8 protein-coding genes are annotated in these 12,208 nt (G+C 62.6%); all 8 read right to left on the reverse strand.

The window, feature by feature from the left end:
- Nucleotides 1-11: 11 nt before the first annotated feature.
- Entirely contained in the window at nt 12-2,648 is a 2,637-nt protein-coding gene (locus AC1RGU_RS28125) for a type VI secretion system Vgr family protein (RefSeq protein ID WP_492699503.1), read from the reverse strand.
- A gap of 153 nt (nt 2,649-2,801) precedes the next feature.
- On the reverse strand, nt 2,802-3,320 hold the full coding sequence (locus AC1RGU_RS28130; RefSeq protein WP_492699505.1) for a hypothetical protein: 519 nt from the start codon (nt 3,318-3,320) through the stop codon (nt 2,802-2,804).
- On the reverse strand, nt 3,317-4,216 hold the full coding sequence (locus AC1RGU_RS28135) for a DUF6708 domain-containing protein (RefSeq protein WP_492699507.1): 900 nt from the start codon (nt 4,214-4,216) through the stop codon (nt 3,317-3,319). Before AC1RGU_RS28135 ends, AC1RGU_RS28130 begins: the two co-directional genes overlap by 4 nt.
- Nucleotides 4,217-4,252: 36 nt before the next feature.
- Nucleotides 4,253-4,795: a DUF6708 domain-containing protein gene (locus tag AC1RGU_RS28140; RefSeq protein ID WP_492699509.1), complete on the reverse strand. Its 543-nt coding sequence runs from the start codon at nt 4,793-4,795 to the stop codon at nt 4,253-4,255.
- Nucleotides 4,737-5,564 carry a hypothetical protein gene (locus AC1RGU_RS28145; protein ID WP_492699511.1) on the reverse strand — a complete coding sequence of 276 codons (828 nt, stop codon included), beginning with the start codon at nt 5,562-5,564 and terminating at the stop codon, nt 4,737-4,739. Before AC1RGU_RS28145 ends, AC1RGU_RS28140 begins: the two co-directional genes overlap by 59 nt.
- A gap of 44 nt (nt 5,565-5,608) precedes the next feature.
- Nucleotides 5,609-8,437: a T6SS effector BTH_I2691 family protein gene (locus AC1RGU_RS28150; RefSeq protein ID WP_492699513.1), complete on the reverse strand. Its 2,829-nt coding sequence runs from the start codon at nt 8,435-8,437 to the stop codon at nt 5,609-5,611.
- A complete protein-coding gene (locus tag AC1RGU_RS28155) occupies nt 8,434-9,357 on the reverse strand; it encodes a DUF4123 domain-containing protein (RefSeq protein ID WP_492699515.1) in 924 nt (307 codons plus the stop codon). The genes AC1RGU_RS28150 and AC1RGU_RS28155 overlap by 4 nt, the downstream gene beginning before the upstream one ends.
- Nucleotides 9,354-12,188, reverse strand: a complete 2,835-nt coding sequence (locus AC1RGU_RS28160) for a type VI secretion system Vgr family protein (RefSeq protein ID WP_492699517.1) — start codon at nt 12,186-12,188, stop codon at nt 9,354-9,356. The genes AC1RGU_RS28155 and AC1RGU_RS28160 overlap by 4 nt, the downstream gene beginning before the upstream one ends.
- Nucleotides 12,189-12,208 lie beyond the last annotated feature (20 nt).

The raw sequence follows: 12,208 nt of genomic DNA on the forward strand, positions 1-12,208 counted from the left end.
CGCGTGCTCGCCTAAACCGAAAACTTGAACTTGCGGGGCGGTGGTGTGACATTCGGTGGCTCTTCGAACACCGCTATGCCCGTGGGCAGTGCCGGCAACTTTGCGGGCTTTCCTCCCGGGCCCACGAAGCTCTTGGTCGTCCCCTTGATGTCCAGCAGCCCTGGCATCTTCAAGGTGATGTTCATCCCATCCAGCTCGATGCTCGTCTGCCCACCCTTGAGCGTGATCTTCTTCTGCGCCAGCACATGGATCTCGTCATTGCTGCTGGTGACTGTGAAGCCTTCCTTGGCCAGCCATTCGAGTTCGTCGGTGTGCGCCTGCACGCTCACCGGCCCGTCTTGCGCGATGACCTGGATGCCGCCCTTGTGGCTGTACAGCCCCACGGATTTGGCGGCCGCAAAGCTCACGGTCTTGCCCGCTGCGATGTGGGCCTGCGCCTGCGCAGTCCAGTGGATCGCCTCGCCCGCGTACACAGTCGCGCTGGCGGGCGTGGCCATGTTCAGGCTCATGGCCGCATCGAGCACCATGAGCGGTCGGGCGAAGGCGGGCACGGGGTCTTGCCCTTCGCGTGAGCCTGCGCCCTCTCCACCCTTCGGTTCGCGCGCGTCCTGTCCGTTGACGTTGCCGGGATAGTGCCCGCTCTTCTGCGGATCGATGTCGTCGATGAGCGGCTGCAGCAGCGCCGTGGCGCTCAACGCCAGCGCCTTGGCGCCGCCGGCCGCATCGGACAGCTTCTGCGCCTCGCGCAGCGCGCCCGCAAGCTGGCCGCGCACGCTGGTGGTGTCCTGCACGCTGCCCGCCGCACGCTCCTGGGCCAGCGTGGAGATCAGCAAGCCCTCGCCGGCGCGCGTGGCGACCCAGGCGTCGGAGCGCAGCTCGGCGCCGCTGCCGCGCCAGGCGCCGCGGCTGCTCTCGTCGGGTGACTGGGCGTTGAGGTGGCCCAGGTTCAGCTGGCTCGCGGCGTGCGAGCTGGCCAGGCGGGTGCGCACCTGTCCGGGCGCATCGTCGGCGATCCACTGGTTGTAGCCGCTGCCGTCGAGCGCGCGGCTGTGCCAGCCCGAGAGCACGCCGGCGTGGTTGGCCGATGAATCGGTGCCGGCGGACCAGGGCGGCAGGTCCTGTCCGTTGTAGAGCTGCTGGGCGACTACCGGTCGGTCGATGTCGCCTTCGATGAAGGACACGAGCACTTCAGAACCCACGCGCGGCAGGTGATGTGCGCCCCAGTTCGGGCCGGCAACGGGCGCAGCCACGCGCAGCCAGACGGACTGGCGGTTGCTGGCGTGGCGACCGGCAGCGACCAGGCTGCCTTGTCCGTTGCCCGTCGACTGCTGCTGGCCCGCACGCTGGGCCTGCCAATGGAAACGCACCTGCACACGATGGTCGCGCTGGGTGTGGACAGCCGTCGGTGCCTCGTCGTCATCGCCGCCGACCACGAGCGCGACCATGGCCTCGGGGGCTGTGGGCTTGGGGCGCCACAGCGGCACGACCTGCGCCTCGGCCGGCTGCGCCTCGAAGCTGTTGCGGTAGCTGCCCTTCTCGAGTTCGCCGGCTTCGAGCACCTGCGCGGCCTGTGCACCTAAGTTGTTGGCCGCTTCGTGGCGCACGCGCAGTGCGAGGAATTTGCGGCCGTCGTAGCGGTCGTGCTGCGTGAGCGTGAAGCGCTCGCCGGCACCGAGCTGTCGCACGCTGCCTGCGGCGCCGTAGCGCTTGATGCGCGATTCGAAGGCCACCAGCTGTTGTTCGGCGCGGCGGGCGGCGGTGGCGCTGTCGGCGTAGCGCTGCGCGCCGGTGCCGTCGTAGTGCTCCAGCACGGGCACGTCACCCATGGCCAGCGCGCTCTGCACCGCGCCGGTGGGGGCCTGCAACACGCTGGCGTCCCAGGCGTTGCGCATGACGGCGTTGGTGGTGGCCTGGCGCCGGCTGCTCCAGGCGGTGATGGCGTCGGTCGCTTCGGTGGCGTCGGCGCGGTGGAAGCGAATCTGAGAAAGGGCGCAGTCGGGCGGGGTTGCCGCGCGGTCGAAGATCACCAGGCGGTGGTGCGAGGGCGTGGTGTTGCCACTCCCGCCACCGGTCGACTGTTGCTGCTCATGCTCGAAGCGAAAGCTCAGGCCCTCTTCCGCCAGCAGGCGCAGCACGAAGGCCAGGTCCGACTCGCGGTACTGCACGCAGGTGGGCCGCACGGGCATCTCCTGCGTGACTTCGAAGCTGAAGCTGGCGGTCGTGTGGTCGGCGAACACTTCACTGACGATGTCCTGCACGTGCTTGGCGGCGTACACGAAGCTGTCGCGGCGCAGGCCGAGCGCGGCGAGCCAGGGTTGCAGGTGCAGCCGGTAGCGCGCCAGGCCGCCGTCACCGCCCAGCGCATCGACGGCCGTGAGGTAACCGTGCCAAGTGCGAAAGCTGCCGTTGGCCAACAGCAGGCGCAGGCTCAACTCTTCGCCGATCAGCGCGAACGGGTCGAACTCGCTCGAGGTGGCGAGGGTGTCGATGGTGAACTCGAAGAGCTCGTTGAGGCCTTCGGTGCCGGTGAAGCGCTCGACGACGACGGCGTTCTGCGGCGCCGACGTGGGCAGCTGCAGCTTGATGAGCCGCGCCTGCTCCGAGAGCCGTGCGACATTCAGGCCTTCGAGCTTCCATGGCGTCGGCATGAAGCTGCTTGATGTGTCTGATGACATGGATATCCACCTCCCTGGTGTCAGTGCCGGTCGTGCCGGTCTTCGTTCGATGCATGGCCGCGCGCGATCTTCCCGCCCTGTCGGTTCAGGGGCTGGCCGATCGACATCGCGTGGACCGAAAAAATCCTAGTTCGCCAACGTTGCATGTGCGTTTGCTGTGCCACAGCTGAATGTCATGACCGCAGGCGGCGGAAACACGGTGTTCGATCCGAACAGCCAGTAGCGCCTTGCATTGATCGTGACGGTCTGAGTGAACGAGCCTGTCAGCCCCAAGTCGGAGGCGGTCGGATTCGTCTCGTCGAAGCTCAAGCTTTCCGCAGACTGGAATGGGTCCTTGGGAATGTTGAGGACCACATGGATGGCGGCTGTAGGAATGGTTTCATTTCCAAGACGGATTCCGAACCAGTTGCGTGTCACGAACGTGGAGGACTTTTCCAGCCACGCGTCATGGACCGAGCAATCGCCAAAAGACGGTGCATCGAAACGAAGCTTCGCCAACAGCCTTCCCTGGGCCCGGCTCTCGTCGCTCGATACCGCGGTTGAAGTGTCGGAAGTGCTCGTGTTCACCCGATAGCCGCGGTACGCCACAGCCGATGCGATGAGGACTGCAACAGCAACTGCGGCAAGTAGAGCGAATCGCTTCATAGGGCAAAAGAACGGCTGTGCAGCGCACCGGCCACACCGGCCGGACCCACCAGCCGGACAATCTCTTCCACACTCAACGCCGGCCCGCCGGCCGCTGCAATGACCTGCGGCGGCAACTCGGGCAGCTTGCCCGCACCGCTGGTGCGCAAGGTCTCGCCCGGTTGGATGGCCGGGCCGCCCTCTTCCATGTAGCGCCGGATGTGTTCCCACAGACGCCAGAGTGCAGCGTCTTCGTACCAACCGAGATAGCCGATCAAGGCAATGCCTTCCAGCTTGCGCGGGTTCCGGGCCTCGCCCCACAGCAGGCGTAGCACATGGGTGTCGCGGGCCGCCTCGCCAGTGAGTTGCATGATCTTGTAGCTGCGGGCCTGCAAATCGTCCCACGAGGTGGTGATCACTTTGTCGATGCCCACGCGCTCCCAGAAGCGCCAGAAGCGCAAGCGCCCCTGCACGCAGATGCTGACTTCTCGGGTCTTGCGGTTGAAGACGATGGGGATATCTCGGGGAGCAAGGTGAGACATGCGAAGGGCAAAAGAAAACGCATAAAAACCAAGCAAGAACATTGCCGCGCTCAGCGCCCAGCCCAAGACATCAGCACCTCTTGGTGTCATCCATCCCCCCAAGCCCATAAGTCCCACCGAAAAGAGAATGTAGGTATTTCCCGTCCCGATCACCTCCCCCGTACCCATTGGCGCCCCGATCTGAATCGCATCCGGGTGCACCGCAAGCAGCGAATCGCAGGTGCTCGCACTCTCGTGCACTGGTTGCTTTTTGTCCTCTGGCGCAACGCGCGAGATTCGTCCGTTCAGCAAAGCACCCAGTGCATTGCTGATTTCGAATTTAGTTTCCTGCCCTTCCCAGCTTGGCAGTAAGACGTTGTATTCGGATCGGCTCATTGAGAAGTCAAGATTTGATTGACCACATAGTCGCGGTTAACAGGGCCGGCTAGCACTTGCCACGCCAATCACTTGCTTCACCTCTGCCGGCCAGTCCACCTTGACAGCAGTCTTGTAGCTCAACCAGTTGCCCGTTCCCCACAGCAAGAACATCGGCAAGGTCACCGGCAGTGCCAAATGCATGAACCACATGTAGCCAGGCTGTTCGTCCCAACGCTTCATATAACCAGCGCCGAAAGGGCCGGTGGCACCCACGCTGTGCCACCAATCGAGGGGGGCTTCTAAATTGGCTAACGGTTCGAAGGGCTGTGGAAGATGTGGGCCACCCTCTTCCATGAAACGGCGAATATGCTCCCACATCGCTGGCACGAGCTTTTCACTCAAAGAACTGGCATTGGCAATGGCCTTGCGCAGCAACACGTTGTATTCCAGGCGGCTCATAGAAAGTCGGAATGTGACGGCCGCTCCTTCACATGCGGCTTCCTGGCAACGGCAAAAGGAAAATCCCCGCTCGCGAATTTCATGCCCCATCCGATGCCATTGACAGCTTGCCATCCTCAATGGCTTGCTTGTAGTCATGTGTATTCCTAAGTTGCTCGGAGCCCATGCTCAAAATGAGTGGTTCGGGTGGAAGCGTGAATGTCCCTTCGCGTAACTCTTTTCGTTTGGAAGAAATCAGCTGCATGCGCTTTCGCGACTCAACAAGCGAAAGCTGATATTTGTTGAGATTGACCTTCTCTGGCGTTGAAAACCCGAGGATTCGGAAGATCTCTGTTGATGGCGTCGCAAGTATCTGCATGTCCTTGTTCGCCCAAAATGCGACGCCAAGACACAAGAAGGCACTGGATAGAACGATCCACACTTGAACCTCCAGGAAACTCCGATGCCCCGTCCCACCAAGCCAGCTGAAGATCGTTAACCCTATGTAAGCGAAGCCAAAGCACCATGCAGCAATCTTCCAATTTGCAGCAACTTCAGCCGCGCCCCCCCAAGCATGGCCGACCCATACCAATCCCTGTTTCTCGTCCAGGATGCCGCGGGCAACAACCACATCACCACTCCGCTCGCCGGCAATCCGCACTCTGTGGCCCTCTTTCAGTAGCTGAGCCCCAGCAAACTGACCACAAACGACTTGCCCGTCCACTAGGCAAGCGAAGTTCTGCGTGTTTTCCCCGTCATACATTGCAAGCATCGCCGCATTTGCGGTCTGCCCGAACAAGTCTCCAGCTACTGCAGCAGCCCCCGTGACAGCACCTTTCCCTCGGTAATGCTTGTCAATTTGCTGCAGAAGGTTTTCTCGACCTTCCTCAACATGAAGCTCGCGAATGACCCCTTCAAGGGTGAACATGCCCGATTCAACGCCATTGCCTGTTTGATTGCTCCTTTCCACAGTCAACCTCCGACTCCAACGGCCTGCGCGGCTTTCTCAAGCTCGGTCAGTTCTTGCACCGATCCTTCTGTGAAGTAGTCCTCCGTGACCTGACGACCCAGCCAGTTCTGTGAAACCTTCTCTTTTCTAAAAACGCATTTCTCACACCAATTTTGAAGATCGTCATCCCTCAGAAGCAGGTACCCGATTTCTATGCCCGTCAATGTCAATCCGATGAGATTGAACCGGGCAACCCACACCAAGAGGCGAACGCGCAATGCCCACCTTCCAGCAAGCTCGCCAGCCGCCAAGAGAACCCGGTATCGAACCGAGTGTGTCGCGTACCCTTTCGCCATATGACCGAGCAGCGGCTTGGCATACGAGAACGCAGCGGCGATCGTCAATCCAGCGCTTACCAGTCCGGTTACCGCACGAAGGGCATAGATCGTTGCCAACGTAGTGTTGCGTTCTTGTGTGAACTTCATCCAGTCAAGGGACGCACTACAGAGCCCTGCGCCAAAGCCCAGTACACCAGCCCCCAACTTGAACCCACCCCGCACGATATCTGCGCCCTTGTTGATGGCGCTGATCGAGCTGTAGGGCTTGATCTCTCGAATCGACTTTGCACTGGAGTAGTACGTATCGAGCACGATGCTTCCCACTGCCATCGCGGAGCCTCCGACCTCCAAGTACCCCTTTGTTCCAAACTCAAAGTGTGTGAGCTTCTCGCCCAGGGCAATCATCTCGATGCACCCCAGCAATACGCCGATGCGTGCCTGATGGTAGTTGTTGGTCGGCAGGCTCTTGTTGCCCTCAACCTCTTTCAACGAGAGCTGTACCTTGGCACGCGCTTTCTCCTGCGCGTCAGCCACCAGTACCTCCAAGGAATCGTCCACCTGGCTCGCGACTTTGGCCGCGCCCGCTGCGGCCTTGTCGGACCGCCGTCCCTCGGCACGGCGCTGCGCTCGAGCTTTCGCATTTGCCGCAATCTTTTCCTTCGGAATTGAGAGCATCAATTCTTCGTACGCCAACGTTCCAACGGTCGCACGCAGACGCGCGTACAGCTGTCCACTCAAGACAGCGGTCAACCCCTTATCGAAAACACCTCCGAGACCTGCACGAAATACCGCACGGGTCATATCAGAGGCCTTGTGATAGAGCACGATTTCCAGGCTCTTGACCCATTTCTTTGAAAAGTCTTGCCCCTGATTTCGCGCCCATTCGTCGAAGGCCGAATCCACTTTCTTGAAGCCGTCAACCAAGCCCTTGGTTGCCTTGAGCATGACCGCCGTCGTCAAGGCCGAGGCATAGTCGACCTGACCGACAGCATCCTTGATCTTCTGGTTCGCAGTCGTCACTTCGGCGATTAACGTGTCCTGGTTGTAGTAAATCCCACGCGAGTACAGGTTCTTGCGTTCGACCGACGATGCCTTCAACCACGCATCTATCTTGTCCTCGCCCACCTTGCACCCGGAGAGCCCCAAGGTACAGATGGCCGATTGAACGGCGAAGTCGTAGCCCGACGGTGAATTCACTGGATCGAACATGTCGAATGCACTCACCAAGCGATCCGCTTCGAACCATTTCAGGTGATCGCCTGCTCGCGCAACGGCTGCATCAGACGCCGCCTGCGTGTGCCTTTTTAGTGTTCGGTCGAACAGCGACATTTCATTGAGATCGAGGCGATTCGCATAGTCTTTCTCCCATTTTTCCTGGGCATCCCTTCGGGCTGCCTCGAGATGCTGGTTGTAGTTCAGCTCGCGAACCGCACGTTTGCTTTCCACGTCTTTCTCAATGGACACTGCATCCTCGACCCGCCCTTCCATACGCAATCGCTTGGCGAACTCCAGCTGCTGATTCATCCGGCCGTCGCTCCACTGCCGGTGGTCATCCTGAAATTTCTGGGTGCTGGTGACCACCCCCGTCTTCATTCCGTTTTCAATTTCGCGGATGGCCTCATACACCTGTAGGCGCTGCAGATTGCTTGCGCCGTACTTGTCGACCATGGCGAGATAGTGCTCGACTCCCTCCATCGGGGCATTGCGGAAATCGTTGAGCTCTTGCGTGATCCCGATGTGATCGAAGAGCACGCACACCATGGCCTTCTGCGCTGCGAGCCTCCGCGCCAAAACGCCCAGATAGCCGTTCTCTGTCCCGTCCGGGTTGGGAGGCGTTCCGGCATATGCGGCGCTGATTGCCGGAAACAGCTGCTCTTTCATGACCAGCCCCAGCGGACTCGTCAGCGCTTCCTTGCCTTGCGCATACAGAATAAATTCAGGAACATCTGTCTTGAGATGCGCCGGCGTCAGCATGTGCGTTTGCATCGTTCCCGCCGTTGCCCACGCCTTGACGTCGAACACCTGCATCTTTCCCTTGGCCGCGTACTCATCGGCATTCTTCTTGTATTCGTCGAGCTTGGCTTTGGTAAGGAAGCTGGGCGAAAACATCAACCACACGGCCGAAACGTCGTTGACCTTATCGATAGAGATCACGCTGGCACCGACTCCACAACTGGTGCGCTCGCAGCTGAACTCGACTGGTTGCTTGGGTGGGCTCTCCGGTTCGAACTGATAGAGAAGGCTGTCTTCCACCACGAGGTAGGCCTGCCAATACCGTATCCCACTTCGCTCGACCAAGGCATAGATGCAGCCGCCCCGACTTACGCGCACGGTGTATCTTGCATTGGCGCCCAGCGCGATGTCCGTCACGCTCTGTCCGAGTGATCCGGGAAGCCCCCCCGGAATAGGATTCAGATTGGCCGGATTGGCTGCCACAGCCACGGCGTAACGCAATGGATAGATCCAAACGCCCTGCTTATCGCAGAATTTGCAGTCCTTCTTGGGTGACGTCATGACTTCGAATCCGATTGGATGATTGGCAAGAGGCGCTCTCTGGCGTACTCCTTGAATGGCAAGCCTTGCTGTGCCAGGGAGATGCCCGCAACGACCTGCGCGTGAACCTTCATGGCTTCGAGCCCTTCCGGCCATAACCAGGCCAACGCCGCATAGGCGGCCAGATCTTCGGGCGTGCCCAAACCCGTGCGCTGCGCCTGTGTGATTGCTCGGTCAATCTTCTCGTCCTCGTGGAGAGGGACTACGTGCCCTCCCATGCGCAGCGAGCGAACAGCAAGGTTCAGTGCCTCGATGCGAAGTGCACCGTTCAGCGCGTGCTCCGAAAGCGAGAGGCGAGCATGTCGACCATCGCCCTTTGGACCCAACGCCTGCAACTCGGCAATTTCACCGTTTCTGCGAACCAGAACCCATCGGTCGACAGGGCCGAGCAGCTGACTTCTCTGCTCTGTATCCAACACATTCCACAGGCGAGGAAGAACACGCGGGTCTTGGAAGCGCAGGAATATCCTGCGTCCATCGTGCGTCACTGGATTGTGCTGGCGACTGAGATGAGCAGCTACCAGCCTCACAGACTGCACTGCTGTCACGGGAAATCCGCACACACAGACGTCCGGCTGTTCCGGGTCCAACGCCGCTTGCACGGCGGCACCGGCCAGCGCGTCGAGAAGCGTCATGTGCCGCACAGTCAGGCGCAGCAATTGCGGGGCTAGCTGCCCAGCGGCTCCGAAGATCGGGTCGTGCAATTCAGCCCGTTCTTCGTCGTCAAGCGCGGCCTCCTTTATGGAGGCTTCGAGCGCCTCCGGAATAGGATTGAACCGATCGATCAGAACAAGGACATGGCCGTGGTCCTTGCAAAGTGAGAACAACCGCGCCGACAGACGGTGCAGCGTTTCATTTCCGAGATTGCCGATTGTGTTCATCGTGCAACCACGGCACCGCCACTTGCCGATGCCGCGCTCATGCGCAATGCGCATCCTTCGAGTTCTGCCTTGCCCACGCTGTTGCTGCTGCTGTCCCCTTGCGGCCCCACGAAGTTATGCATCCCCCTGAACGTCACCTTCCCCGGCGCATGGATCTTGATGCTCGATCCTTCCAGCCTGATGTACGCCCCCGCGCTGGTCAGCAGCACGTGTTTCGGCGCCTCTACGGCCACGTCCTTCGCCGTGCTGGCGATCGTCACCTTCTTGTCCGCCGCGATCTTCGTGGCGCCGGTCTGGCTCTGAAGGCTCACCTTGCCGCTGGCCGCATGCAGCGCGATGCCGCGCTCCTGGTTCGGCTCGCCGCCTTCTCCGGCCTTCGCGCCCACCGTGTACAGGCTCACCCCGCTGGCCACGCTCACCGCGATCTGCCCTTGCGCGGGCAGGTCGACATCCTGGCTCGCGACGATGGCGGTGTGCTGCCCGCTCACGGCAATCACTTCCTTCGGCGTGACGAAGCCGATGCCCATGGGCGCGCTGAACTGCAGGTGCGGCTCGCTGTACGCGGTGACGCTGCCGTGGCCGCCTTCGATGGCCTTGATCTCGCCGCCGCCCGATCCGTTGCTTGATGCCGCAGCACCGCCCTCCTGCTTCGCCTCCAGCACTTCAGCCACATGCTTCAGCGCGGCGATGGCCGGCAGCTCGCCCGGAGCCCCTTCACCCTTGATCTGCGCCTTCTGCGTCTGCGCACTCTGGGCGAGTGAAGTGGCGAGCTCTTCCGCCTGTTTCGTCTGCTGCTGCGCTTCGCGACTCGCCATGAACGCGCCCTTGGCGTTCGGCTGCGCATACGCGCTCACGAGCAGGCCCGCGCCGGCGCGGATGGCGCCTTGCGCGGTGGTGGCCAGTTCGGCGCCGTGGCCGCGGCCCTTGCCGCGGGCGTTGTCGTCCTGCTGCTTGTGGTGGCCCAGGTGCAGGCGGCTGCTGGCCTGGGTGGTGGCCAGGCTGGTGCTGCCCTGGCCGGGGGTGTCGTCGAAGACGAGCTGGTTGTAGCCCCCGTCGCCGCTCTGGCTGGCGCTCAGTTCCTGGGTCTTGATGCCGCTGAAGACGGCGTTGTGCGCGTGCTCCCTGGCGCCCTTGCCTTCGCCGGCGAACCACGCAGGCGCGTTGCCGGTGGACTGGGCGGCGCCTGCGGGTTTCTGGTTGTGCTGGGCGTCGACCTGGCCGGCGCCGTTGTACAGCGCAGCAACGACCACGGGGCGGTCGATGTCGCCGTGGTGGAACTCGACGAGCACTTCCTGGCCCACGCGCGGCAGGCTCATCTGGCCCCAGTTGTCGCCGGCGGCGCTGGCGGCCACGCGCACCCAAGCGCCCAGGCGGTCGGCGGCGGGCGCGTTGTCCTGGCCGTCGGTGCGCGACTGGCGCGCGCTCGACGCGCTGCCGCGCTGCCAGTGGAACTGCACCTTGATGCGGTGGTCGCGGTCGGTGTGAACCGGCGCATCACCGCCGCCCACGCCGATGACGATGGCGCTCTGGCTGCCGTGCACGCTGGGCTTGGGGTGGATGCGCTGGCCGTGGCCGTCCAGGCTCAGCGGCCGGTAGGGGATGGCCGCGCGCACGGTGGTGAACTCGTTGCGGTAGTGGGTGACGGCGTCTGCGGTCGTGTCGCCGTTGCCGCTGTCGAACACGGTGGCGATGTCCGGCAGGCCCAGCCGCTCGCCGATGCCGGTCTTCAGGTCTTCGTCGAAGTTGTTGCGTGCGATGTGGCGCACGGCGAGCACGGCGAAGCGGCGGTCCTGCTCGCTGTCCTTGTCGTGCTGTTCGTGCCCGTTCAGGGTGAAGGTGGTGGCGGGCGCCAGGGTGCGCACGGCGCTGCGGCCTTCGAAGCGCTTGTTGCGCAGCTCCAGCGCCTGCAGGGCGTTGGCCAGCAGGCGCTCGCCCTGCGCGGAGGTCTCCCAGCCGTAGGCGCCGGGGTCGTCGCTCCAGTGCAGGGTGCGCTGGCCCGCGGCGCGGCTTTGCTGTTGCACGGGGCGTGCGTTCACGCTCTTGTAGTCCCAGCTCTGCTGCGCGAGGCTGTTGGTCTGCAGCTGACGGTGGCCGCGCCACTGCTGGATGGTGTCCTCGCGCTCGCTGGCATCGGCGCGGTGGAAGCGAATGGTGGCTTGCGCGTTGGCGCGGAAGGCGCCGTTGTGGTCGGCGATAACGAGGGTGTGGCTGCCCAGTGCACCGTCCTTGCCCGTGGTGTGTTCGAACCAGTAGCACAGGCCCTCTTCCGCCAGCAGCCGCGCGACGAAGTCGAAGTCACTTTCCTGGTACTGCGTGGTGATGCCGCGCACGGGATAGATGTCGCGCTGGGCGATCTCCCAGCGCCACTGGGGCGCGAGCTGGCCCTGGCTCTGGTAGCGCCCGAACACGGCGTCGACGATGTCGAACACGTTCTGGTGCTGGAACAGGCAGCTGTCCTGGCGGTACCGCAGGAAGGCCATCCAGGGTTCGATGACGAGCCGGTAGCGCGCCATGCCGCCGTTGCTCGACACGCACTCGGCCTCGCTCACATGGCCGTGGAAGGGGCGCAGCTCCGTGCGGCTTTGCGCAGTCTGCAGGTCCAGGCGCACGCCCTGGCCGATGAGGGTCTTGAGCTCGATGTGCGCGTCGTCGCTCAGCGCGGTGAGTTCGAAGCGAAAGCCGCCGCCGTCGATGCACTCCACGCCGTCCAGGCGCTCGGCCAACAGCTTGTTCTCGCCCAGCGGTGTGTGCAGCACCAGCAGGCGATCGCGCTGCGTGGTGCCCGCGCGCATGAGCCCGCCGAGCGAGGCCGATGTGAAGGTCGTCGTCATTGTTTTTGTTCTCCCGTGGG

The sequence above is a fragment of the Variovorax sp. GW823-FHT02B07 genome (genome assembly GCF_058797695.1).

Bases quoted from the DNA above. Each gene is read 5' to 3' on its own strand.
- AC1RGU_RS28125 (WP_492699503.1), bottom strand. From the start codon at position 2,648: ATGCCGACGCCATGGAAGCTCGAAGGCCTGAATGTCGCACGGCTCTCG.
- AC1RGU_RS28130 (WP_492699505.1), bottom strand. From the start codon at position 3,320: ATGAAGCGATTCGCTCTACTTGCCGCAGTTGCTGTTGCAGTCCTCATC.
- AC1RGU_RS28135 (WP_492699507.1), bottom strand. From the start codon at position 4,216: ATGAGCCGATCCGAATACAACGTCTTACTGCCAAGCTGGGAAGGGCAG.
- AC1RGU_RS28140 (WP_492699509.1), bottom strand. From the start codon at position 4,795: ATGACTACAAGCAAGCCATTGAGGATGGCAAGCTGTCAATGGCATCGG.
- AC1RGU_RS28145 (WP_492699511.1), bottom strand. From the start codon at position 5,564: ATGTTCACCCTTGAAGGGGTCATTCGCGAGCTTCATGTTGAGGAAGGT.
- AC1RGU_RS28150 (WP_492699513.1), bottom strand. From the start codon at position 8,437: ATGACGTCACCCAAGAAGGACTGCAAATTCTGCGATAAGCAGGGCGTT.
- AC1RGU_RS28155 (WP_492699515.1), bottom strand. From the start codon at position 9,357: ATGAACACAATCGGCAATCTCGGAAATGAAACGCTGCACCGTCTGTCG.
- AC1RGU_RS28160 (WP_492699517.1), bottom strand. From the start codon at position 12,188: ATGACGACGACCTTCACATCGGCCTCGCTCGGCGGGCTCATGCGCGCG.